The organism is Natrinema halophilum, assembly GCF_013402815.2.
GTDB lineage: Archaea > Halobacteriota > Halobacteria > Halobacteriales > Natrialbaceae > Natrinema > Natrinema halophilum.
The window spans coordinates 821,370-844,350 of sequence record NZ_CP058601.1; the positions used below are offsets into that span (position 1 = coordinate 821,370).

The following is a 22,981-nucleotide window of genomic DNA, read 5'->3' on the forward strand; positions in this document are numbered from 1 at the left end:
CCCCTGGCCGCCGTCACCGAGCGCTCGAGCGTTCGGCGGGACCGACACCGTCAACGCGCTATCCGTGGGAAGAAAATCACTTACCTGCCCCACCCCGCTGCTTGATTCGTCGGTAGAGTTCCATGGCGTCCTCGAAGTCCTCGGTGCCGTCGTTATCGATGTCATAGCGTCCGGGCATCGGCTCGGAATCCGTAACCGACGCCGCGTTCTCAATCGTTAGCATCGTCGTCTCGTCGCCGACCGATAGTTCGTATTCGCCGGCTTCGACCACCTTGGCCCGATTACCGGGCACGTCGCCGGGAACGACCTCGAGCGTCGAGAGGTCGAGTTCGATTTCGACGGTCGTGGTCTCGCCCGGGCGAAGTTCGACGCGCTCGAAGCCCATCAGTCGGCGGACGGGCTGCAGTACCGATCCATAGAATTCGGTATTATGTACGTCGATAACGTGTTCTCCGGCCAGTTCGCCGGTGTTTTCGACGGTTACTCGGGCAGTAACCGTCGGGGACGTCGCAGGATCGCAGACGGAGTCATGCGATACCGAGAGTTCCGAGTACTCCCAGTCGGTGTAGGAGAGACCGTGGCCGAATTCGTACTGGACCATCGCCTCTTCCGCGTCGACGGACTGTCGCGGCGGGTAGTCGTCGTAAAAAAGGGGAACGTGACCGACGTTCGCCTCCCAGGTGAACGGGAGACGTCCCGAGGGGTTGTAGTCACCGAACAGCGTGTCGACGACCGCGATACCGGTGTCACTACCGGGCTGTCCGGCAAATAGAACGGCGTCGAGGCGGTCGAACGTCTCTTCAGTTCCGCGCGGACTTCCGGCGAGGACTACCCCGACGAGCGAGACGTCGTCGTCGGTTTCCTCGTCAATCAGTTCGACGAGTTTCCGCTGTGCTTCCGGAAACCGCATCTTGTCGCGGTCACCGAAGCCCTCGTTGTGCGGACCTTCGCCGAGCACGATGACGACCGCGTCAGCCGTATGGGCGGCATCTACGATCGCCGCTTTCTGTTCGTCGGTGACGTCGAAGAATCCGTTATCGAAATTCTCGTTGATACTCGTAAACGGCGCTGCCTCGAACTCCGTCGGAACGTGCATGAACTGATCGCCGAGTCGGTCCGAAAGTGCGCCTGCGATCGTGGTCTGACGTGGCCGGGGCCCGTCCTCGGTCAGATCGCCGTTCTCGATTCCCTGCCAGCCGAGCGTCCAGCCACCGTGTTGCATCAGGAACCGGTTTCTGGTTCCCGCCTCGATTCCGGGCCCGGTTAGCAACACGTTCTCGGTGCCCTCGAGCGGGAGGACAGCGTTTTCGTTTTCCAGCAGGACCAGCGACTCTTTGGCGAGTTGCTCGGAAACGTCTCGTGCGCCACCGACGAGATCATCGATTTCGTCTTCCGGCGCGTACGGCTGGTCGAACAGGCCGAGATCTCGCTTCAGTTCGAGGATACGCCGGACCGATTCGTCTATACGGTCCTCCGGGAGTTCGCCGCTTTCGACGAGATCGACCGTGGTTTCGATGAAATCCGTCGGTGGCGTCTCTCCGCCGCACATGTGCATGTCGATGCCGGCCTCGAGTCCCTGCTTGACGGCCAGGCGCCACCCCTCCTCGGTATCAGGCAGGTACTGATGGTTGGTGAGCATGCGTTCGAAGTCGTCCCAATCGGTGAGGACGACACCGTCGAACTCGTATCGCTCCCGGAGTACCTGGGTCAGTAGCCATCGGGAGGCGTGAGCGGGCTTCCCGTTGACCGCGCCGCTGTTAACCATCACCGTCTTCGCTTGCTCGAGGGCGCGCTCGTAGGCCGGAAGCTGTCTCGTGCGGAGGTCACGCATCGATGTGCGGACCGGCGTGCGATCCCGGCCAGTGTTCGGCGTCCCGTAGCCAGCGAAGTGCTTGACCGTCGCCGCGACGCGACCGGTCCGCTGAAACCCGCGGGCTCGCGCTTTCCCCAGTTCACCGACCAGCATGGGGTCCTCACTATGGCCCTCGAAGTACCGCCCCCAGCGCATGTCGCGAAGCACGTCGACGGTCGGACCGAAGATCCAGTGGCCACCCATCGCCGCGATTTCGTTTCCGGTGTGGGTCGCCGCCGTCTCGACCAGTTCGACGTCGCGAGTTGCGCCCATGTTGAGCCGCTGTGGGAAACTCGTACAGCCGTCGAGCAACGTATTCCCGTGGAGGGCATCACAGCCCCACACGAACGGGACCGCCGGATCGGTGTTCTCGAGAGCGTGTTCCTGAAGCCTGTTGAGCCCGGTGACGAACTCCGTCCCGTCGAACGTCGGCCCCGTCGAACCGCCGCTGAGAATCGATCCGACGTTGAGCTCCGTGAACAGTTCGCCGACCGTCTCCACGTCGTCGTGATCGTTGAACGCAGTTCCGGGACAGAACCCCGCTCCGAGGTCGTCGATCGCAACCTGGGTCATCTGACCGACCTTTTGCTCGAGAGTCATCTCGTCGATCACCCCCGCAATGGAGCGCTTTTCGGCCGATGCGTCGTTTGCACCGATACCGACCGCCGGCGTCGCCGTGGCAGCCCCGGTCGCCTTCACGAACGATCGCCGCGATTCGTCGACTGTTTTCGATCCGTCTTCGGACAATTGTTTTTCAAACACGTTACCAAAGATAATTACTACAACATAAATAAATTTTTAGCCGCAGGTCAGAGAACATACCTCTCCGATGTTTCGTTCGTCTTCTCGACCGTGTCCGGTTGTTCGTCCCCGTTCGGTTCAATACGGAAACGAATCTGCGAGTTCCAATGACGCAAGGCATATGCCTCTTTCTGCCCTACGGGCTGACATGGAGTTTCCACCGAACCAGGGTCTCGATCAGGAGGAGGTTGACGAACAAGTTGCCGAAGCGATCGGAGAGAACGAAGTCGTCCTCTTCATGAAGGGAACGGAACTGATGCCACAGTGCGGGTATTCCCGCAAAGCGCTGGGACTGATCGGCCAGCACCGCGACGAGTACGAGACCGTCGACGTTCTCGAGTCGCTAGACGAGTTCCGAAACGCGCTATCGGACGAAAGCGGCTGGGAGACGATTCCGCAAACGTTCGTCGACGGTGAGTTCGTCGGCGGCTCCGACATCCTCGAGGAACTCGAAGAACGCGACGAACTTGCTGAAACGCTCAACGGGGCGTAATGGCCATCGAAATAACACTATATTAATCACTACTGATATTTCACGGATCTAATAGCAGGTCATATAAGTCACGCCCTCGTACTAGTATACCACGACTGTCGTCGCACACACCTTCCCACTATGTCAACAGAGGAATCCAGACACGTATATCGACTTCACTCGACCCTCGAACTGCCCCTCGAAGATCTTCGCGAACACATCGACGATGCAACGTTCCCTGATGGGATCGACGACGTCGAGATCACGCGACGTAATAATACGCTTATCCTGAAAGCCGTCGCAGAGGACCAGTCAGTCAGTAAATACACCCCGTCGGCTCAACTGAAAGCCAGCGTCACCGAAAACCGGGTCTACGAGGAAGATCCCGATGAGCGGCGCCAATCGTTCCGTTGGGACGAAGAAGACGAAGAGGAGATCGAATCGGAGCTCGTCGAGTTCGCCGCTTTCAAAGGCGACCGCGAGACCGTCCTCCAGAATTCACTGCTCCAGTACGAGATGTTCCTCGTCCTTTGTGAAGTTGCCGAAGCCGCCGAAAAGGGGACGTTGACGGCAATATCGGAACACGACGGAGAGCTCGAAGCGACCCGGATCGTCGACGGCGAACCCCGTCCCGCTGACATCGAAGTGGTCGAAGGTCCTCGCGAACGTGGCTCGGGGCAGGGCGGCGTCAACTGGCGGGACAACAAGTTCATCAGCGAGTAAACTACCCTCCCCTACTTCGCTCGGGGGCAATGGCCCTACTCGCTCGCCTCGCTCCTTGAGGATAGCGCGGGACCGACGTCCCGCTGACCATGCGAACGGCGGAGCTGGGAGCAGACGGTGGCTTAGCACCCTCTCTTTACGCTAATAGCGAGAGAATCCCATTAGGCCAGGTGTGAATTCGTCCCCTATCACTAAGCCCAGATACGTGGACAGCTACTCGCATGCACACCGGTGATGATGCCGACAGTACCGCTCGAGTCGCGATCGCCTGTCAGGGAGGTGGGAGCCACACAGCGTTTACCGCAGGCGTCCTCAAACGATTGCTTCGTGAACGCGAAGATCATTCGTACGAACTCGTCGGATTGAGCGGGACGTCGGGCGGAGCGGTCTGTGCAACCGCCGCCTGGTTCGGTCTCGTCACCAGCGGGACCGAACGTGCAGTCGCGACGCTCGACGCGGTATGGCGGGATTTTTCGGCACTTTCGCCACCCGACAGGGTCCTCAACGAGTGGATCGTCTTCCTCGCGCAGTTTGCCGCACACGGGGGTCCGATGCCACTGATTAGCCCCTACGATCTTCCCACCACTGAGGTCGGACGTGATCGATTTCTCGAGACCCTCGAGGCCCACATCGAGTTCGAACGCGTGCCAACCCTCGCGGCCGACACGTCGGTGGATTTGATCCTCGGTGCGGCGGACGTGACCGAAGGGGAGTTTACGACGTTTTGCAACGACGCGGTCACCGCCGAGACGGTCCTCGCATCAGCAGCGATCCCGACGCTATTCGAAGCGGTCGGTATCGACGACCACTGGTACTGGGACGGCCTTTTCTCGCAAAATCCGCCGATCCGCGATTTTCTTACGATGGCGGCAAGCGCGTCGGAAAAACCGGACGAAATCTGGGTCGTTCAGATCAATCCGAAATACCGCGAGGACGTACCGCGATCGATGGAGGATATCGCTGATCGTCGTAACGAACTCGCGGGCAACCTCTCGCTGTACCAGGAAATCGCTTTTATCGAGAAGATTAACGACCTGATCGAAAGAGGGAGCCTTCCCGCGGAGTACAAACCCGTCGCCGTCGAGTTCGTCGACCTGGGGAGTGACCTTCCGTCGTCGTCGAAGATCGACCGTGATCCGGAATTCATCGATCGATTGATGGAGCGGGGATCGCGACGTGCCGAACGGTTCCTCAGGGGGCGGTCGTAGCCGATTCGAACGACGATCGAAGAACTGTTCGAACATCAACTACCCTCTATTGCCCCCTCGACCACCGATAGCGCGAGCGGCCATATCCGATGTGAGAACGAAACCTATCCGATGACTATCTGCCCAGCGGAACAGTCAGTACGTCTCGAATAGGCGTATTTCCATCTCGAGGCTGTACGAATTCCTCCATGGCGCCTTTCGTGAGTCGACGGCGGTTCGTTGCGATCGCAGCCGGGAGCACGACGACGGGATTAGCTGGGTACACGCGTCGGTCGTCCGCCGCTGATCCCGAATCAGATGAATCGACGGTCGGCATCGACCGAATACCTGACACCGTCGGCCTCGAGACGCTCGTAGACGGATTGGGGATGCCGCTTGCGGTCGAATTTGCAGCCGAAACCGATCGACGATACATCGCCGAACGAGACGGACGCGTCTCCGTCCACGAGACTGACGGTCTCCGCAACGAACCGTTCCTCGATTTGGGCGAGGCGGTTGCCACAGGTGGCGAACGAGGGCTGCTCGGCATGACGCTCCATCCCGATTTCGTAGAGAACAGACGATTATTCGTCCACTACAGCGCGCCACGTCGATCCGGAACGCCCACGGACTTCGACCATACGGGTGTCCTCGCGGCGTTCGAGGCGACGGACGACGGAACTGGTGTGAAAGAGGGCACCGAACGCGTCATCCTCGAGATACCTCAGCCAGCAAATTACCACAACGGCGGCGATCTCGCGTTCGGACCGGACGGGTATCTCTACGTCGGAATTGGGGCCGGCGGCGGTGGAGGTGGTGGTGGACAGAACGTATCAAAGGATTTCCTGGGGAGCGTGTTACGTCTCGACGTCGACGACCGGACGGCCGATCGGGCGTATGCTATCCCTGATGACAATCCGCTGGTGGGCCGCGATGGCCTCGACGAGTACTACGCCTGGGGCTTTCGAAACCCCTGGCGGCTGTCGTTCGACGGGGACGATTTCTTCGTCGCAGACGTCGGCGAGAGCGACTACGAGGAAGTAAATCTCGTCCAGAAGGGGGGAAATTACGGCTGGAACGTCATGGAGGGAACGCAATGCTACCGAAACGACGACTGTTCAGCTGTGGCGGCCAAAACCCCTCGCGGTGGCGAACAGTTCCGCGACCCGATCGTCGAGTATCCCCACGAAGAGTCGGATTCGGGCGTGAGCGGGATCTCGGTAATCGGTGGTTACGTATACGACGGCTCGACGCTGCCGGCATTGGAAGGTGCGTACGTTTTTGGCGACCTTCTGCCAGCGGGACGAATATTCGCAGCCACGCGTCCCGACGATGAGGGGATGTGGCCGACCACCACCCTCGACATAGCAGATGAAGCAAAACTCGAGCGAATACTCTCCTTTGGTCGTGATGCCGTCGGCGAACTATACGTGCTCGGAACCGGGGTCGATGGAGGCGGACTCCACCGGATAGACTCCGCTGTGTGATCCGACGGACTCGCAACGCATCGACTCGTCTGGGGGAATCCGACGCTGTTCTGGAGTTCCGTCCCTTTTCGTCGACACGAATCTGGCGTGATTCCCTTCGTCGAACCCAACGGCGACCCGATCGCTTCGGTCACGACTTCAGTCGGGAGTCGCCGGTTCGCCTGTCGGGTCGTCTACCTGTTCACCTGCGAGAACGCGGTTCGCCCGTCGAAGCCGCTCTGAGAGCGCCTGGTGGGAGATTTCGAGTTCGTTCGCGAGTTCCTCGAGCGAGATCTCGCGAGGCACGTCGTAGTATCCCTGTTGGTACGCTTCGGCGATAGCTTCTTGCTGCGGTTCGGTCAGTGCTGCCGTCGTTTCGAAGTCCTCGTCCTGGCCCGCCTCGACCATGCGTTTCACGTCGATTCGGACGCCGCGCTCTTCGATATCCGAGACGGCGGTCGAGAGCTCGTCACGGTGGGGAAAGAGGAGCCGAAGCGTCCACTGTTCGTCCGACACCTGGGCATCGAGAACCGTCCCGCCGTGTGCGTAAACGCACCGACAAACGGAAGCGACAACCTCCGTGTACTGAAGTCGGTAGAACAGTTCATCATCCGCAGTTTTCGCGAGGAGCTGTCGGTGCTCGGCAACGGTCGGATCTGCTGTGAGGGCTTCTTCGAGTTCCTCACGGTCGACGTTTGAGAACCAGACTAGCGGCGCCGTTCGGACCGGGCCTTCTGCGACGACGCTTTCGACGCGGACCTCGAGGGCCGGTAGTTGGTGGAAGGTCTCTGCGAGTGCGAACTCGTCGGTCGAAAGTGAGAGTTCTGCGATCGTCGTCATTGGTGGATCACATCGTCGTTGCGTCTCGAGTCCGAGCTGGGGCCGCTTCCTCAGTATGATCGTGCTGGAACCCCTACGGCATCGATTGGGGGCAGCGGACCCGTGCACTTCCGTGACACCGCGTTTGTTGGACGATTCCGTGGACTATTCTTGCCGAACGCGGCCAGTCGGATCGTGCTGATAGATAGAAGGGCTGGGAACCGGTTGTTGAGCAGGCCTTTGTGTTCAGGTCGTTTAAGAGAGCCTGGCTCGGGAGACGAAGGCGAATCGACGACCGTACGTAACTCGAGATGATTGACCGACGACGGCACTACTACCCGAGACGGGCGAAGCGATTGAGCGCGTACACCGTTCGGAGGACGTCGACGCTCTTCCCGCGATCGAAGACGAGTTCGTCCGTTTCGAGGACGTGGTGAAGGGTATCTTGAGAGGCGTGCTCGGGTGCGGCGGATATGCCGGCGTCGGTATCCGCGATCCACTTCATAACCCGCAGATCGCTCTTCGAGTCGCCCATTACGAGCGCGAACGGGTCGTCGACTCCGAGAACGTCGAGCGCGCGCTCGACGCCGACGACCTTGTTCAATTCCAGACTACCGATCTCGGCCGCGTCGGCTTCGTAGTACGCGACGTCGATGCGGTCGAGGACCGCAGCGAGTTGTTCGGGAACTGCGGTCGCATCGAGGTCGGAATATGCACCTTCCCCCTCGAGAACAGCTCTGATCTCGGGGTCCTGGACGGCGTAGAACGCGCGCGTCCAGTCGCCGATCGTTTCGCCAGCCAGTGTCGTCTCTCCGGTACCGTCGTCTTCGGTACCATCATCTTCACCGTCGCCCGCCCCGCCTCCGGGTTCAGCCGCGGGAGCACCGTTGTCCCCTTCGAGTGCAGCATCGACGGCGTCGGCGAGCAGATCGATCAGGTAGACGAGCGCCTCGTCGATTATTTCTCGCGCATCTGCGGAGCCGGTTTCGTAATTGGGTTTCATCGTGATGTTGAACTCGTTGCCCTGAAGGTGACAGCCTCGCCGGAGTCCCTCAGGGGCGTCCGGTAAAACGCGGGATCGAACGTCGTCGAAGATGTTCCGGATCGTTTCCTCGAGATCCTCGTACAACAACTGCTTCGTATCTGCGCCGTGACCCGGCGTGAACACGCCCGTTCCTGCTTCGTAAACGATCGAGAGGTCCCCCGAGTGTACGATCTCACTGCCCAGACCCTGAATCGCGAACCCTTTGACGTTCTCCAGGGTCTGGCCCGTACAGATGACGATCGGGACACCGGATTCGTGAAATTCCGTCAGCAAATGCAGCGTGTCTCGCGGGATTTCGTTGTCGGTTCCCCCCGCAGAACGCAACGTCTCGTCGACGTCGAGGACGAGGACGTTCACCGCTTTGCCGTATTTCGCTTCGAGATCGAGGGCAGTAAAGGCCTGATCGCGGGTGGCACGGGCGGCGATCTCCGCAAACGTCTCGCCGGCCGCAAACGATGAGCGAATCTCGTCTTTCCGCTGTTCGAGTTCCTCGGTTGCACCCTGCCAGTGCTCCAGGGCGACCCGGGAGTCGACGGCCGGAAAAACGTCGACGAATTCCTGATACTCCCGTAACGTCTTCGTGTCGTACTCGTCGTATAGCTGGTAAACGAGATCGTACCGTTCCATGTAAATTACAGGTATGGGCAGCCGGATAACCGTTTCCGGTCGGGACCGAACGACAACCACAGACGGTTCGTTCAGGCCGGACCAACGTTTCACCGAATCGATATCACAGGTATTTACTCGAATAGGAATAAATATTTAACATCACGGTTCCTACTGTCACACCATGAAAGCTATCGCAGTTGAGCCCGGAGCGGGAATTCCAGAAATCATCGACCGACCCGTTCCAGAACCAGCCCCCGGCGAAGCGCTCGTTCGGATCTGTCGCGTGGGCGTCGACGGTACCGATTACGAAGTTATCGAGGGAAGCCACGGCGGGGTTCCCGCTGGAGACGACCGTCTGATTCTCGGTCACGAAGCCGTCGGCATCGTCGACGATGCAAACGGGACAGCCCTCGAGAAGGGCCAGTACGTCGTCCCGACGGTCCGTCGGCCGCCCGCCGGAGTTGAGACGAACGAGTACTTCGAGCGCGGCGAACCCGACATGGCTCCCGAGGGGAAGTACGTCGAACGCGGTATTGTCGGCGCCCACGGATTCATGGCGGAGTACGTTACCAGCCCGGCCGACGCTCTCGTTCCGATTGCAGACGAGTTGGCTCCGTGGGGCTTTCTCGTCGAACCGATCAGCATCAGCGAAAAAGCGATCGAACACGCTCGCGCGACCAGATCCGCGTTCGACTGGCAGCCCGAGTCCGCACTTGTACTTGGCAACGGCTCGCTCGGTCTTCTGACAGTCGCGATGTTTACCACGACGCTCGAATTCGACCGGGTCTACTGTCTCGGCCGCCGCGATCGACCAGACCCTTCCATCGAGATCATCGAACAACTGGGCGCGACATACATCGATTCCCGTGAAACGCCGGTCTCAGACATCGCCGAGGTCTACGAGCCCATGGATCTCATCTACGAAGCGACCGGCTACGCAAAACACGCTTTCGAGTCCATCGACGCGCTCGCTCCGAACGGCGTCGCCGCCCTCCTGGGCGTCCCCGGTGACTGGTCGTTCGAGGTCGACGGCGGCCGCCTTCATCGCGAACTCGTTCTCCACAACAAGGCCCTCGTCGGTAGCGTCAACTCGAATCGGACTCACTTCGAGCGGTCGATCGAGACGCTCGCAGCTCTGCCCGACGGTGTCCTCGAGTCGATTGTCACCGGAATTCACGGACTCGACGCGGTCGATCGGGCGTTCCCGGAGGCCACTGCGAACGTCGCGGCGGCCGGCCACGGGACGGCCGCAACTGTCGAGGACGACACGACTATAAAAACGGCGGTCGAATTTGAAGCTATATGAAAAACGTCGACGACCTGATCGAGAGCGCGGCAGAACTCGCAGCACGCGGGCTCTCGAAGGGAGAAATTGCTGACGAATTAAACGTGTCCCGCGAGACGGCGAGTTGGCTCGTCGAGCGCAGTGGGACGACACCCCAACCGAGCGAAAAACCACCACAGCTGTCGGACAACGGTACGAGTGGCCCCCAGGACATCCACGTCGATTGGTCCGCGATCGGCCGGGACAGCAAACGAATGAGCGCCGTCGCCGAAGCGATGGCCGATATGCTCGCCAAACACGGCGAGGACGTCGACCTGACGATCGGCATCGAAAAAGCCGGCGGTCCCATCGCCACCCTCGTCGCACGCGAACTCGAAACCGACCTCGGCACCTATACCCCTGCGAAACACCAGTGGGAGGAAGGCGACATCGAAGAACTGGGCGGCACCTTCTCCAGAAACTTCGCAGGCATCCGCGACCGAGAGTGTTACGTCGTCGACGATACGATCACCAGCGGGACGACCATGCGTGAGACGATCGAGGCGATCCGCGCTGAAGGTGGGAAGCCACTCGCCTGTATCGTTCTCGCCGACAAACAGGGACTCGAGGAACTCGAGGGCGTCCCCGTTTACTCGCTTTTGCAGGTGATCAGCGTGGGCAAAGACGAGTAAGTGAGACCCATCGGTTCCACCGGTTCACTCGATCGAAGAAGGTGAAGACGAAGACGTAGATAGCGACTGGTCGCTGGCGGTCGTATACTGACTCGCATAAAATGCAGAGATCGAGTCGGAACTCGATTAGCCGTGAATTCCCATCGCTTCGATCTGTTCCTGGTACCGGTTCCGGATCGTTACCTCGGTCACTTGTGCAACGTCGGCGACCTCTCGCTGGGTCTTTTTCTCGTTACAGAGGAGTGACGCGGCGTAGATCGCGGCGGCGGCGTATCCAGTTGGTGACTTCCCCGAGAGCAATCCTTCCTCAGCCGTCTTTTCGATGATTTCGTTGGCCTTGGTCTGGACCTCTTCGGACAGTTCGAGTTCAGAACAGAAGCGCGGAACGTACTTTTTCGGGTCGACGGGACGCATCTCGAGGCCGAGTTCCTGCGAGATGTACCGATACGTGCGACCGATTTCTTTGCGTTCGACGCGGGAGACTTCCGAGATTTCCTCGAGGCTTCGCGGAATTCCTTCCTTGCGACAGGCAGCGTACAGCGCGGACGTGGCGACGCCCTCGATCGAGCGGCCGCGGATGAGATCTTCTTTGAGCGCGCGCCGGTAAATGACCGACGCAACCTCGCGGACCGAGCGCGGAACGCCCAGTGCGGAGGCCATCCGGTCGATCTCGCTGAGCGCGAACTGCAGGTTCCGCTCGCCGGCGTCCTTGGTTCGAATTCGCTCCTGCCACTTGCGCAGTCGGTGCATTTGACTCCGCTTTTTCGAGGAAATAGAGCGTCCGTAGGCGTCCTTGTCCTTCCAGTCGATCGTCGTCGTCAGCCCCTTGTCGTGCATCGTCTGTGTCGTCGGTGCGCCGACGCGGGACTTTTCTTGCCGCTCCTGGTGATTGAACGCCCGCCACTCCGGGCCGGGGTCGATCTGTTCCTCCTCCACGACGAGCCCACAGTCTTCACAGATGAGCTCTCCCCGGTCGGAGTCCTTAACGAGATTGTCCGATTCACACTCGGGGCAGGCACGTACCCCCTCTTGATCCTCGGTCTCGTCCGTCTCACGCGTTCGCTCCCGCTGGCGGGTGGACCGTGTCATCGCACTTTTATAGTAGTATCACCATAGTATATAAACATTGGGTAAGCGTTTTCGACTACTCTCTCGTATTTGCCGAAAACAGACGGTAGGGGCTTTCAGACGGAAGGTTTACGCTTCGGAACCGGAAAGGCTTTATCCGGTTCCACCGGACCACGGAGACGAATGCCGGTTATTGAGTGCGACGTCGAGGCGGCTCGGGAACGGCTCGAGGAGGCGGGTATCGTCGTCGAGTCTGGGAACACGGATCACGAGCGGTGGCGGGCAAGCCGGGACGAAGCGACCGCGGTTGCATACGAGGACAAGGTCGTCATCCAGGGATCCACTCCACAGGACATCGAGTCGTTGCTTCGCGAGGATGGCGGGCGCGCCCACCTCTATTTCGACGGTGCGTGCCGCGGGAATCCCGGTCCCGCCGCGATCGGCTGGGTGATCGTCACCGGCGACGGAATCGTCGCCGAAGGGGGCGAGAGGATCGGTCGAGCGACCAACAACCAGGCCGAATACGAAGCGCTCATCGCGGTCCTCGAGACCGCCCGCGACTACGGCTACGACGAGGTCCAGGTTCGCGGCGACTCGGAGCTCATCGTCAAACAGGTTCGCGGTGAGTACGACACGAACGATCCTGACCTGCGCGAGAAACGCGTGACCGTCCGCGAACTCCTCGCGGCGTTCGATGAGTGGACCATCGAACACGTCCCGCGCGAAATCAACGACCGAGCGGACGACCTCGCGAACGAAGCGCTCGAGCAGGCCTGAAGCGACACTACCGAAGAGCCAGACACCGGTGCTGAATCGGCAAGCGGAAAACCGATCGAACTCATACGATCCTCTATGACCGATCGCAACGCTGTCGACAGGGAAGGAGACAGCAACGAACCGAGTGAAACGAGGGAAACAACAGGAGACTCGTGGTCCGGCGAAAACGAGTGCGGGGCGGATACCGCTGGCATCGATCTCCCCCGAGATGTCGTCGACGAAATAGAGCGGCTGACCCGACTCCAGCGATCTGCAGCAGACGAGACCGAGGCCGAGGCGTACGAGAGCCGATGCGAAGAACTGCTGGCGGACCACGAATTCACCGCCCGCATCCGCGACGACGAGGGCGACGACGTCCTCGTTCTCCATCCCGATGCGTGGCACGGGGACGGGGTCATCAGGACGGATCGGATCGACGACATCGAACGTGCGGTCGAGATCCCCCTCGAGGGAACCGGCGATCCCGACGACTGGGACCACGTCGACGCTTCCAATCGAAGTCTGGTCGAGGCCGTCAGAGATGTTCACGGCGAAGTCCACGGCGACAACGCGTCGCTCCTCGCTGATTTTGCAAGCAATCACTACGCGAAGCCGATCGAATCACTCACGGGCGAAGAACTAGCTGAGTTTCGCACCGAGTACTTCGTTCGGAACGCATGGCCCACCGAAAAACAAAAGGAGGTGATCGAGGAGTCGATCAGGCTCCTCTTTGAGATTGCCGATAAGCCGATTCCGGATCGAGGATCTTAGTAGCTGTTCTCGACGATATCGGAGATTTCACTGGCGCGATCGTTGTCGGTAACGACCTTGGAGAGCGTCCACTGAAGGCCGTCGAGGACAGCGTCGTAGCCGTCCTCGGTTAGCGAATACTGGTTGGTTCGCTTGTCGAGTTCGCTCTTTTCGACCAGCCCGAGATTGACGAGTTCGTCGAGATTGGGGTAGAGACGTCCGTGGTTTACTTCCGTCCCGTAGTAATCCTCGAGTTCGCGCTTGATAGCGAGCCCGTACATGGGCTCTTTTGCGAGGATGACGAGAATGTTATTCTGGAAGGCTGTAAGTTCGCGTGCAATACTCTGTTCGCCGGTGATTGATTGTGCCTCTGACATACGTGTGCAAATGTCACCAGACTATTTAAGACTTGTCAACTATCACTTCGTGTCAGTCGGTTAGACAGCCCGCTACCGACCACTACACCGCCGGACACCGGTGAATCGTGTCCTGTTCTTGTCTGTCGGGTATCTGGCAACCGTCACGTAGATGGTGACACTCGATTACGAAAGTACTTTTTGATCGACGCTGGAGTTTCCGGTACATGGTCAACCTCTGGGAAGACCTCGAAACCGGACCGAATCCGCCCGAAGAGATCTACGCCGTCGTCGAGTGTCTCAAGGGTGAACGAAACAAGTACGAGTACGACAAGGACGTGCCGGGAGTCGTCCTCGACCGCGTCCTCCACAGTAATGTCCATTATCCTAGTGACTACGGGTTCATCCCACAGTCCTACTACGACGACGAGGACCCCTTCGACGTTCTCGTCCTCGTCGAGGATCAGACGTTTCCCGGATGCGTCATCGAGGCCCGTCCAGTCGCACTGATGAAAATGGACGACGACGGCGAACAGGACGACAAGGTCATCGCCGTTCCGTCGGAGGACCCGCGCTACGATCACATCGAGGACCTCGACGACATACCACAGCAACAACTCGACGAGATCGACGAGTTCTTTGCGACCTACAAGAACCTCGAGGAAGGAAAGGAAGTCCAGACGGAAGGCTGGGAGGACAAGCAGGCTGCGTACGACGCGATCGAACACGCACAGGATCTCTACGAGGAGAAATTCCAGTAACGTACTGGGTCCTGCAGTCTGAACCCTTGTGCTGTCATCGCTGCGATGGATTCCCGAGAGTTATTCCCGCCCATCTGTCGCATGCATTATGAGCATGGGTAATTTTATCCCGTCTCCCGGCGTATGCCTACCTGTATGGCAGCCTCCAATCCACCCCTCCGTCCGTCGTCGACCAACGCTGCAACCGATTCCGGCGTGGGTATGGCACATCTCACGGTCGTCCCGACTAACTTCGACCCCGACGATTCGAACGAATCCGACGAATAGGTGGCGGACTATCCGTGCCGAAACCTGTCAATTCTCACATCTGATTCCGGAATGCAAGGTCCAAAAACGCTGCGACGAACCGTGTGGCATCGGTTCGCAAAACACTGTCGCGAAACGAACCTTCTTGTATGCGCTCGATTAACGTCTCTCTATGGGTCTGTTCGATCGATTGCGGGGCGACGGCGATCCCCGGGTCGCATTTATCGGGGTCGACGGCGTGCCGTATAGTCTCCTATCGGAGAACGAGGAACTGTTCCCGAACTTCGCTGCGATCGCAAACGATGGAACCGCAAACGAGATTTCGAGCATCGTTCCGCCCGAATCCAGCGCGTGCTGGCCGTCGCTGACGACCGGGGTGAACCCCGGCGAGACGGGCGTCTACGGCTTTCAGGACCGAGAAGTCGGCACGTACGACACGTACGTCCCGATGGGTCGAGAAGTCCAGGCCGATCGCATCTGGGACCGCGTTCAAGAGAACGGCCGGAAGGCGACGGTGATGAACGTCCCCGTCACCTTTCCGCCACAACGAAACGTCCAGCGAATGGTCTCGGGCTTTCTCTCTCCTGGACTCGATAAGGCGGCCTACCCCGACGACGTTCGCGATTACCTCGAGACGCTAGATTACCGAATCGACGTCAATCCGAAACTGGGACACCAGGAAGACAAATCCGAGTTTATCGAGGACGCTAACGCCACGGTCGATGCCCAGTTCGAAGCTTTCAAACATTATATCGAGGAAGATGACTGGGATCTGTTTTTCGGCGTCTTCATGACGACCGACCGGGTCAACCACTTCCTGTTCAAAGACTACGAACGCGACGGCGAGTACAAAGACGAGTTCATCGACTTCTACAGGAAGGTCGACGACTACATCGGCCGCCTGCGAGACGCGCTGCCCGACGACGTGACGATGATCGTCGCCTCCGACCACGGCTTCACCAGCCTCGATTACGAGGTCCATTTCAACGAGTGGCTTCGGGAGGAGGGATGGCTCTCCTTCCAGACTGACGAGCCGGAGGAACTCGGCGATATCGCGGACGATACGAGAGCCTACTCGTTCATTCCCGGCCGTTTTTACATCAATCTCGAGGGCCGCGAGCCCCGTGGGTCCGTTCCCGAATCCGAGTACGACGCGGTTCGCGACGAGCTCAAGGCCGATCTCGAAGCGCTCGAAGGCCCCGACGGAACGAAAGTCGTCGACCGCGTCGTCGAGAAGGAAGAGGCATTCCGCGGCGATCACGACGACATCGCGCCCGACCTGGTCGCGATTCCGAACAACGGTTTCGATCTCAAGTCGGGTTTCAAGGCGGACTCGGACGTTTTCGACACGGGACCGCGAAACGGGATGCACAGCTTCGACGACACGTCGCTGTACGTCGACAGTCCCGATGCGACCATCGAGAACGCCGACCTCTTCGACATCACACCGACGATCCTCGACCTGATGAACATCGACTACAATCGGGGAGAGTTCGACGGCGCGAGTCTGGTCTGAGCGGCCGTCTCGAGTGCCGATACGTTTTTTCGCGAACGTGCACGAGACTCCCATTGCCCGCATTGCATAGCCGTCGCGACGATTCGAGTCCGTTTTCCGATCGGCACAGAACTGAATTCGTATGGAAGAGGTCATTCATGCTCGCGGCCACGAAAACGTCAGCGCAGACCACGCGAGCACGTTCGAAGTGTCGACCGACGACTACCTCACCCCCGCAGGCGACTGCATACTCGCCATCGACGCCAACCGTGCTCCTGCGGACTTCGATCGTGAATTCGTCGCAGCCTGCCAGGACGCCGATGCGACGATCACGGTCACTCTCGAGGCTGATGGCTACCGCGAGTCCGTGACGGGGTGCGGTGATCCAGCCCTCGAGTGTACCAACGAGCGTAGCGCGGTCGGTCGGACGAGCGACTACGTCGATGATCGGACGATCATGCTCGGAGCCGAATTTGCAGCCGACGGATTCGATCGCGCCCTCGTCGAAGCGCTGGCGGAGGGTGCCGAGGCAATCGTGACAATCACCGTCGAGTGACAGATACCGTCTCTGATGGTTCGAATGGTCGGCGCTCCGTCGCGGTTTTACTCGCCGAGTTCGAACGCTCCCCTATGAGCGACGATCCGGAGCCTGCGATCAACATCAGCGGCGGAGCTGACGGCGGCGGCATGGCCACTGATTTCGATCCTGCGACAGCTGAGACTCGCACAGAGGTGGTCGTCGATCGGTTGGGGGAATTGTACTGGCAAAAGACCTACGGCGGTCAGGACGCGTTCACGTGCCTCGTACGAACGATCCTGAGCCAAAACACCAGTGACAAGGCGAGCCAGCCGGCACACGATGCGCTGATCGACAGATACGACGGAACAACTGTCGACCTCGCGGAATCCCTCGCGAACGCAGAGCAGTCACTGCTCGCCGAGACCATCAAGACCGCGGGACTTTACAACCAAAAGTCGGAAATCCTCATCGATGCCGCCGTGTGGGTCCTCGAGGAATTCGGTTCGGCTTCGGAATTCGATTCCTACGTTCGCGGCGAGTCGCCGTCGACAGTACGAGAAACGCTACTCGAGGTTCGGGGCGTCGGACCGAAGACGGCCGACTGTATCTTACTTTTTGCAGGCGGTCGCGGCGGCGTCTTCCCCGTCGACACCCACGTTCACCGGATCTATCGGCGCATGGGGATCGCAGCACCATCGGCGACCCACGAAGAAGTCCGAGCAGTCCTCGAGCGGGACGTACCCGCAGCAAAGTGTGGATTCGGACACACGGCGACGATTCAATTCGGCCGGGAGTACTGTACGGCACGGAAACCAGCCTGTCTCGAGGACCCGGAAGCGTGTCCGATGGCCGACGTGTGCGATCAGGTCGGGGTCTACCCGGAGACGGATGAGGTCGTCGACCCGGCCGACGCGCCCAAGTGATCGACCGTCGATCGAACTGGCGGTTCCGTCGTGCGAACACGACGAATTCGCCACCGGTACCGTCGACTTTATACGACGTCATTTTTACGTATGGACGCATGGTTGAGTTTTCGGATGTAGAACGGAACGCGATTTACAAAGCGATTTACTCCCGGCGGGACATTCGCCGGTTCAGAGACGAATCGATCCCTGACGACGTCCTCGAGCGGCTCATCCGGGCTGCCCACCGTGCGCCGAGTGTGGGATTTTCACAACCGTGGGACTTCGTCGTCATCACCGACGACGATACGAAAGACGCTATCGGGTCGGTCGCGGAACGAGCTATTGCCGCTGCCTGCGAGGGGTACAAAGAGCCCAAACGGGCGGAGTTTGCGGCGTTGAAACTCGAGGGAATTCGTGACGCACCAGTCAACATCTGCGTGACCTGCGATCCGACGCGAGGCGCGCCACACGTTCTGGGGCGGAGTTCGATGAAACGGACCGACGTGTACTCGGCATGTCTCGCCGTCCAGAATCTCTGGTTGGCCGCTCGGACGGAAGCTATCGGCGTCGGGTGGGTGAGCATCCTCTACCCGTACGAGTTACAGGAGATACTGGAGATCCCACCTCACGTCAAACCAGTAGCGTATCTCTGTCTTGGGTACCCAGACGGTGGATTTCCCGACGAACCAGTGCTCCAGAGCGAAGGATGGCGTGGTCGTCTCGACGTCGATTCTCTCGTCCACGAGGAGCGATGGTATTCGGACCAGACGGTGACGGCCACTCCCGATAATGGAGGCGAAAACGGGCCTTGACGCGAGTCGACCGTTTCGTCGCGACCGCGCTCGGTGATGCGGTCCGTGTAGCGCAGAAGTGTTAGCCAAACGCAATTATAACCGTAACTGATAGTGTTGGGAAGCCGTGCGTCGTCCCGAGGGATACTGTATTATTGCCAAAACGTTAATCATACCCGGCCACTGAACTGTAACGATAATATGGAAACGTGCGATATCTGATGAGTATGCCACCAGCTGTCGACCGAATACCATCTCACCACCACCACCGAGAGCGGCGGACGGCGCCCATCAGTCGGCAGTATTTCGCCACGAGAGGCGCCGTCTCGAGCGCAAGAGACCGATCGCCTCAGTAGGACTGTTCAGAATGGGATACGAATTCACACCGGTTGCACTTCCGTATATCGCTTCCTCCGTTATCTGTACCGTTCTCCTGGGGACGATCTGGAGACATCGCGATCGACGAGGAGCGAAAGGGTTTATTCTCGACATCGTCGGACTCATCTTTCTCGGCCTGACGGTAACCCTCCAGATGTTTGCCACGACGGAGGCACAGAAGTTATTCTGGTGGAACTGGCGATTCGTCGCGGGGCCGCTTATGGCGATCGGCTATCTGCTGATGGCGGTCGAATACACCAACAACGAGGAGTACATCACCTATCGAACTGGAGCCGCACTCGTCAGCATACCGATTCTGACTCAGTTCCTCGTGTGGACCAACGATAGTCACGGGTGGGTTTACTCCGCTGCAATAAGTCCGGAAACCGGCCTCTTGGTTCCTACGTTCGAACCGCTCTACTGGCTTTACGCGGTTCCGATGACGACGTATCTCTTTGTCGGCGTCTACCTCCTCATCCGGCTGTTCCTCTCACTCCCGGAGTTCAAAAAGCAAGCTGGCATCCTCATCGCAACCATTCTGTTCGTGGTGGTCGGGATGATCGTCTGGTGGCGCGGATTCGTTACCCTCGATACGCTCACCCTGACGAGTACGGTAAAGGTCGTCGGGTTTTACCTCGCGGTCGACCGCCTCCAACTCCTCGATATCGTCCCGGTCGCACGGACGAAAGTCATCGACAACATGCAAGACGCCGTTTTCGTCGTCAACTCGACGAATCGAGTCGTCGATGCCAATCCCGCGGCCAAACGCCTCGTCGACAACGACGTGGTGGTTGGAGACTCGCTCGAGGAGGCATTCCCTTCGTCGCAGATCACGGAGTTCGACGATGTATCCGACGCACAGAGCGAACTCTCGTTCGAAATCGACGGTGAAACCAGACACTTCGCAATCCAGATTTCGCCGCTCACGAGCTCCCGCGGATCTCAGACCGGCCGCTTGATCGTCCTCAGAGACATCACCGCACTGAAAAACCGAGAACAGGAACTGACCGTTCTCAACCGCATCGTCCGACACGACATCAGAAACGAAATGAACGTCATCTCGGGACGCAGCGAACTCCTCGAAGATCACGTCGATTCCGCGGGAGAGCAACACCTCGAGTTGATCCAGGAGAGCAGCAGTCACGTCGTCGACCTCACCCAGGTCGTCGGCGATCTCGTCGAAACACTCTCGAACAATGCTGATCTCGATCTCGAAACCGTTCATCTCGAACCGGTCGTCTGGAATCAGCTCGAGAAAGCTCGGATAAGTTATCCGTCGGCAGAATTCGCCATGGACGGGGAACTGCCGACGGACGTCACTGTTCGTGCAGACGAAATGTTGTCATCCGTCTTTACGAACCTCTTCAACAACGCCGTCCTCCACAATAATTCCGCCAAGCCACGCGTAACCCTCTCTGTCGACGAACGAGATGAAACGGTTGTCATCCGCGTCGCCGATAACGGACCCGGCATTCCGGAAGGACAGCGTGACGAAATTTTCGGCCGTGGCCAGAAAGGCCTCGAGAGCGAGGGGACCGGTATCGGGCTCTACCTGGTCGCCACGCTGGTCGACGGGTACGGTGGCGACGTTTGGGTCGAGGAATCCGACGAGGGCGGGGCAGCGTTCAACGTCCAACTCACGAAAGCCACCAACGAGTCTGAGACCAGAACCGTTGCGCAAAGCAAGACCGACTAGCTCCGGTCAGCCGCGAGCAGAACCGACTGGCGAATCGTTTACCACTCCTCGGCGAACCGGCGTCACGGTCGAGGGTTCCACTGGTCGTCGATGCGTCGAGCGAAGTTGCCGATCACACGGTTCTCCCCGGAACTGAACGCGCACCAACAGTACGATCCCAGTTTGTTGTACCGGACGTACCGGCAGCTTCCTTCGATGGTCGGTACTGCAATACAGGAAACGCGACCGAAACTGGCGAGCCTACAGGAACCTGAACGTCTCCAGGTTCTTCGGTGCAAACGTCCGCATGTCGAAGTCGTGGTAGAGCGCCGACGACAGGTCCTGGGTAGAACGTTCGTCTCCGTGGACACAAAGCACCTTCTCGGGACGCGGGTTCATCGTCTTGACGAAGTTCTCGAGGCCGGCGCGGTCGGCGTGTCCGGAGAAGCCGTCGACGGTTTCGACGGCCATATTCAGCGAGAGGGTGCCGCGGCCGCTGCCGCCGTTGCCCATGGCGCCGACTTCGCTGGTTGGGATCTCGTCCCAGCCGTTCTGGATGCGTCGGCCGAGGGTCCCCTGGGCCTGGTAGCCGACGAAGACGAGCGTCGAGTCCGGATCGGGCCCGATGTGAGAGAGCCAGGACATGATCGGACCGCCAGTGACCATCCCCGAGGTCGATAGGATGATACACGGTTCGCCGTCCGCGACGTCCTGTCGTTCCTCCTCACCGCCGTCGATGTGGTTGAACTCTTCGGCGAGGAAGGGGTTTTCGTCCTCGTGGAAGATTCGGTCCCGGAGGTCGTCTCGAAGGTATTCGGGATAGGTGGTGTGGATCGCCGTCGCTTCCCAGATCATCCCGTCTAAGTGGACCGGCATCGAGGGGATGTCGCCGTTGCGCATCGCCTCCTCGAGAACGAGCATGATCTCCTGGGACCGCCCGACCGCGAACGCGGGGATGACGATTTTCCCGTCCCGGTCGTAGGTTTCGTTGATGACTTCTTTGAGGTTCCGCTCAGAGTCAACCTGGTCAGTTTGGTAGTCGTTGCGACCGCCGTAGGTCGACTCGAGGACGAGCGTCTCGACTCGCGGGAAGTCGTTGACCGCACCGTTGAACAGGCGGGTGTCCTCGTAGTGGATGTCGCCGGAGAACGCGACGTTGTAGAGCCCGTCGCCGATGTGGAAATGCGAGACTGCCGAGCCGAGGATGTGGCCGGCGTTATGGAAGGTGAGTTTGACGTCCGGTGCAATGTCGGTGACGTCGCCGTACTCGAGCGGGATGGCGTGTTTGATCGCCTCGCGAACCTGCTCGCTCTCATAGGGCGGCGCGCGCCCTTCTTTGGCGGCGACGTCGAGGTAATCGAGCGTCAGGAGTCCCATCAGGTCCCGCGTGGGCTCGGTACAGTAAATGGGACCGTCGTAGCCGTACTTGAACAGGAGGGGAATCAGCGCGGAGTGGTCAAGGTGGGCGTGCGTGAGAACGACGGCATCGATGGTCTGTGGCCCTGCTCCCAGGGCTTCCGGTGCGTGGAGGTACGGAACTTCGCCCTCCGCACCCGGCTTGTCACCGCAATCGATGAGGATTCGCGTTTCGGGTGTCGAGAGAATGAACGACGCACGACCGACTTCTCGGCAGCAGCCGAGGGTGGTGATGCGGACGTACTCGTCTTCGGACATCTCTTCGCGATGGATCTGCCGGCCGACTTTCTCCAGTATGTCGCGGCGCTCGTCGCGTTCTTGCTTGAGAAAGCTCCGGACGTTCGAGACGGTCGAGGATTGGATCGGTGGCGTCCGGACGACTTCTGGCGTCCAGCCGACGTTCTTCGTGATCTCGCGGAGCGTTGACCCGTGGCGACCGATCACCATGCCGGGTTTTTCAGCCTCGATGACGACTTCGCCGGTATCGGCGTGGAAATCGAGGTCCGTTACCCCCGCATTTTCGGGCAAGACGTTCATTATTTCTTCGCGGGCTTGCTCGGGTCGCGAGAGGACGCTCGGGTCGGGCCGAACAGTGATTCGCTTGCGAAGTTTGCTGGCGAGTTGCCGGATGAGATCGCCTTGCTGGGCGAACTTTTTCGGATCGCGCGTGTAAACGACGAGTTCCGGGCCTTCGTATTTCACTGAGGAGACCGAGATATCGCTCGGTAACTCGCTCGTGATCTGTGCTTTCAAATCGTCAAGTTGCTGCTCTACAGTACTCATAATCGCCGAATGTGGCTTGCGTGAACTCTCCGCTCGGGCTCGCATTCCACGACAGGTAGTGGGATTTCGACTGATGACCGTAAACGGCGGCCCGCTCCGGTGGGGGCGTCGTCCGGTGGCCACCGAACCGCAACCGACAGCGAGTCTCGTC

21 protein-coding genes are annotated in these 22,981 nt (G+C 59.6%); 15 read left to right on the forward strand and 6 right to left on the reverse strand.

Features of this window, described 5'->3' with window-relative positions; all coding sequences use genetic code 11:
• Window positions 1–76: 76 nt before the first annotated feature.
• The gene (locus HYG82_RS24770; RefSeq protein WP_284145027.1) at window positions 77–2,614 is read right to left on the reverse strand and encodes a glycoside hydrolase family 3 protein; all 2,538 of its coding nucleotides are present in this window, start codon (window positions 2,612–2,614) and stop codon (window positions 77–79) included.
• A gap of 187 nt (window positions 2,615–2,801) precedes the next feature.
• On the opposite strand from HYG82_RS24770, the gene HYG82_RS24775 reads away from it, so the two are divergent.
• From HYG82_RS24775 to HYG82_RS24790, 4 genes are all read left to right on the forward strand, one after another.
• Window positions 2,802–3,146 carry a glutaredoxin family protein gene (locus HYG82_RS24775; protein WP_179259793.1) on the forward strand — a complete coding sequence of 115 codons (345 nt, stop codon included), beginning with the start codon at window positions 2,802–2,804 and terminating at the stop codon, window positions 3,144–3,146.
• A gap of 120 nt (window positions 3,147–3,266) precedes the next feature.
• Window positions 3,267–3,848, forward strand: a complete 582-nt coding sequence (locus HYG82_RS24780; protein ID WP_179259794.1) for a DUF7110 family protein — start codon at window positions 3,267–3,269, stop codon at window positions 3,846–3,848.
• Between the two features lie 221 nt (window positions 3,849–4,069).
• Window positions 4,070–5,056 carry a patatin-like phospholipase family protein gene (locus HYG82_RS24785; protein ID WP_179259795.1) on the forward strand — a complete coding sequence of 329 codons (987 nt, stop codon included), beginning with the start codon at window positions 4,070–4,072 and terminating at the stop codon, window positions 5,054–5,056.
• A 188-nt stretch (window positions 5,057–5,244) separates the two neighbouring features.
• Window positions 5,245–6,522, forward strand: coding sequence for a PQQ-dependent sugar dehydrogenase (locus tag HYG82_RS24790; protein ID WP_179259796.1), 1,278 nt, complete (start codon window positions 5,245–5,247; stop codon window positions 6,520–6,522).
• Window positions 6,523–6,660: 138 nt separating this feature from the next.
• Here the strand turns inward: HYG82_RS24790 and HYG82_RS24795 are convergent, their stop codons facing one another.
• Both HYG82_RS24795 and HYG82_RS24800 read right to left on the reverse strand, forming a co-directional pair.
• Window positions 6,661–7,341 (reverse strand): helix-turn-helix domain-containing protein, encoded by a 681-nt coding sequence (locus HYG82_RS24795; RefSeq protein ID WP_179259797.1) that lies wholly within the window; start codon window positions 7,339–7,341, stop codon window positions 6,661–6,663.
• Window positions 7,342–7,654: 313 nt separating this feature from the next.
• The gene (locus HYG82_RS24800; protein ID WP_179259798.1) at window positions 7,655–8,992 is read right to left on the reverse strand and encodes an HAD family hydrolase; all 1,338 of its coding nucleotides are present in this window, start codon (window positions 8,990–8,992) and stop codon (window positions 7,655–7,657) included.
• Window positions 8,993–9,155: 163 nt separating this feature from the next.
• Between HYG82_RS24800 and HYG82_RS24805 the strand changes: the two genes are divergently transcribed.
• Window positions 9,156–10,280, forward strand: a complete 1,125-nt coding sequence (locus HYG82_RS24805; RefSeq protein ID WP_179259799.1) for a glucose 1-dehydrogenase — start codon at window positions 9,156–9,158, stop codon at window positions 10,278–10,280.
• Window positions 10,277–10,930 (forward strand): transcriptional regulator GfcR, encoded by a 654-nt coding sequence (gene gfcR / locus HYG82_RS24810; protein ID WP_179259800.1) that lies wholly within the window; start codon window positions 10,277–10,279, stop codon window positions 10,928–10,930. Before HYG82_RS24805 ends, gfcR begins: the two co-directional genes overlap by 4 nt.
• Window positions 10,931–11,056: 126 nt before the next feature.
• Here gfcR and HYG82_RS24815 read toward each other — a convergent pair whose 3' ends face one another.
• The gene (locus HYG82_RS24815) at window positions 11,057–12,019 is read right to left on the reverse strand and encodes a transcription initiation factor IIB (protein WP_006184711.1); all 963 of its coding nucleotides are present in this window, start codon (window positions 12,017–12,019) and stop codon (window positions 11,057–11,059) included.
• A 162-nt stretch (window positions 12,020–12,181) separates the two neighbouring features.
• Between HYG82_RS24815 and rnhA the strand changes: the two genes are divergently transcribed.
• Both rnhA and HYG82_RS24825 read left to right on the forward strand, forming a co-directional pair.
• Entirely contained in the window at window positions 12,182–12,775 is a 594-nt protein-coding gene (gene rnhA / locus HYG82_RS24820; RefSeq protein WP_179259801.1) for a ribonuclease HI, read from the forward strand.
• Window positions 12,776–12,850: 75 nt separating this feature from the next.
• Window positions 12,851–13,525, forward strand: coding sequence for a DUF7108 family protein (locus HYG82_RS24825; RefSeq protein WP_179259802.1), 675 nt, complete (start codon window positions 12,851–12,853; stop codon window positions 13,523–13,525).
• Here HYG82_RS24825 and HYG82_RS24830 read toward each other — a convergent pair.
• Window positions 13,522–13,881, reverse strand: a complete 360-nt coding sequence (locus tag HYG82_RS24830; protein WP_179259803.1) for a PadR family transcriptional regulator — start codon at window positions 13,879–13,881, stop codon at window positions 13,522–13,524. The genes HYG82_RS24825 and HYG82_RS24830 overlap by 4 nt on opposite strands.
• 206 nt (window positions 13,882–14,087) lie before the next feature.
• Here HYG82_RS24830 and HYG82_RS24835 point away from each other — a divergent pair, with 206 nt between their 5' ends.
• From HYG82_RS24835 to HYG82_RS24860, 7 genes are all read left to right on the forward strand, one after another.
• Window positions 14,088–14,621, forward strand: a complete 534-nt coding sequence (locus HYG82_RS24835) for an inorganic diphosphatase (protein ID WP_179259804.1) — start codon at window positions 14,088–14,090, stop codon at window positions 14,619–14,621.
• Between the two features lie 135 nt (window positions 14,622–14,756).
• Window positions 14,757–14,888, forward strand: coding sequence for a hypothetical protein (locus HYG82_RS44265; RefSeq protein ID WP_284145028.1), 132 nt, complete (start codon window positions 14,757–14,759; stop codon window positions 14,886–14,888).
• Window positions 14,889–15,039: 151 nt separating this feature from the next.
• Window positions 15,040–16,383 carry an alkaline phosphatase family protein gene (locus HYG82_RS24840; protein ID WP_179259805.1) on the forward strand — a complete coding sequence of 448 codons (1,344 nt, stop codon included), beginning with the start codon at window positions 15,040–15,042 and terminating at the stop codon, window positions 16,381–16,383.
• Window positions 16,384–16,504: 121 nt separating this feature from the next.
• Window positions 16,505–16,918 carry a DUF371 domain-containing protein gene (locus HYG82_RS24845; protein WP_179259806.1) on the forward strand — a complete coding sequence of 138 codons (414 nt, stop codon included), beginning with the start codon at window positions 16,505–16,507 and terminating at the stop codon, window positions 16,916–16,918.
• Between the two features lie 74 nt (window positions 16,919–16,992).
• On the forward strand, window positions 16,993–17,805 hold the full coding sequence (locus HYG82_RS24850) for an endonuclease III domain-containing protein (RefSeq protein ID WP_179259807.1): 813 nt from the start codon (window positions 16,993–16,995) through the stop codon (window positions 17,803–17,805).
• Between the two features lie 98 nt (window positions 17,806–17,903).
• Complete coding sequence (gene bluB / locus HYG82_RS24855) at window positions 17,904–18,599, forward strand: 5,6-dimethylbenzimidazole synthase (protein WP_179259808.1); 696 nt, start codon at window positions 17,904–17,906, stop codon at window positions 18,597–18,599.
• A 346-nt stretch (window positions 18,600–18,945) separates the two neighbouring features.
• Entirely contained in the window at window positions 18,946–20,652 is a 1,707-nt protein-coding gene (locus HYG82_RS24860) for a sensor histidine kinase (RefSeq protein ID WP_179259809.1), read from the forward strand.
• A gap of 240 nt (window positions 20,653–20,892) precedes the next feature.
• Here HYG82_RS24860 and HYG82_RS24865 read toward each other — a convergent pair whose 3' ends face one another.
• Entirely contained in the window at window positions 20,893–22,830 is a 1,938-nt protein-coding gene (locus tag HYG82_RS24865) for a beta-CASP ribonuclease aCPSF1 (protein ID WP_179259810.1), read from the reverse strand.
• Between the last annotated feature and the right edge of the window lie 151 nt (window positions 22,831–22,981).

Coding starts and splice junctions, on each gene's coding strand:
- rnhA (WP_179259801.1), top strand. CDS start 12,182: ATGCCGGTTATTGAGTGCGACGTCGAGGCGGCTCGGGAACGGCTCGAG.
- HYG82_RS24860 (WP_179259809.1), top strand. CDS start 18,946: ATGGGATACGAATTCACACCGGTTGCACTTCCGTATATCGCTTCCTCC.
- HYG82_RS24835 (WP_179259804.1), top strand. CDS start 14,088: ATGGTCAACCTCTGGGAAGACCTCGAAACCGGACCGAATCCGCCCGAA.
- HYG82_RS24865 (WP_179259810.1), bottom strand. CDS start 22,830: ATGAGTACTGTAGAGCAGCAACTTGACGATTTGAAAGCACAGATCACG.
- HYG82_RS24775 (WP_179259793.1), top strand. CDS start 2,802: ATGGAGTTTCCACCGAACCAGGGTCTCGATCAGGAGGAGGTTGACGAA.
- HYG82_RS24840 (WP_179259805.1), top strand. CDS start 15,040: ATGGGTCTGTTCGATCGATTGCGGGGCGACGGCGATCCCCGGGTCGCA.
- HYG82_RS24805 (WP_179259799.1), top strand. CDS start 9,156: ATGAAAGCTATCGCAGTTGAGCCCGGAGCGGGAATTCCAGAAATCATC.
- HYG82_RS24795 (WP_179259797.1), bottom strand. CDS start 7,341: ATGACGACGATCGCAGAACTCTCACTTTCGACCGACGAGTTCGCACTC.
- HYG82_RS24800 (WP_179259798.1), bottom strand. CDS start 8,992: ATGGAACGGTACGATCTCGTTTACCAGCTATACGACGAGTACGACACG.
- HYG82_RS24785 (WP_179259795.1), top strand. CDS start 4,070: ATGCACACCGGTGATGATGCCGACAGTACCGCTCGAGTCGCGATCGCC.
- HYG82_RS24790 (WP_179259796.1), top strand. CDS start 5,245: ATGGCGCCTTTCGTGAGTCGACGGCGGTTCGTTGCGATCGCAGCCGGG.
- HYG82_RS24825 (WP_179259802.1), top strand. CDS start 12,851: ATGACCGATCGCAACGCTGTCGACAGGGAAGGAGACAGCAACGAACCG.
- HYG82_RS24780 (WP_179259794.1), top strand. CDS start 3,267: ATGTCAACAGAGGAATCCAGACACGTATATCGACTTCACTCGACCCTC.
- HYG82_RS24830 (WP_179259803.1), bottom strand. CDS start 13,881: ATGTCAGAGGCACAATCAATCACCGGCGAACAGAGTATTGCACGCGAA.
- HYG82_RS24815 (WP_006184711.1), bottom strand. CDS start 12,019: ATGACACGGTCCACCCGCCAGCGGGAGCGAACGCGTGAGACGGACGAG.
- HYG82_RS44265 (WP_284145028.1), top strand. CDS start 14,757: ATGGCAGCCTCCAATCCACCCCTCCGTCCGTCGTCGACCAACGCTGCA.
- bluB (WP_179259808.1), top strand. CDS start 17,904: ATGGTTGAGTTTTCGGATGTAGAACGGAACGCGATTTACAAAGCGATT.
- gfcR (WP_179259800.1), top strand. CDS start 10,277: ATGAAAAACGTCGACGACCTGATCGAGAGCGCGGCAGAACTCGCAGCA.
- HYG82_RS24845 (WP_179259806.1), top strand. CDS start 16,505: ATGGAAGAGGTCATTCATGCTCGCGGCCACGAAAACGTCAGCGCAGAC.
- HYG82_RS24850 (WP_179259807.1), top strand. CDS start 16,993: ATGAGCGACGATCCGGAGCCTGCGATCAACATCAGCGGCGGAGCTGAC.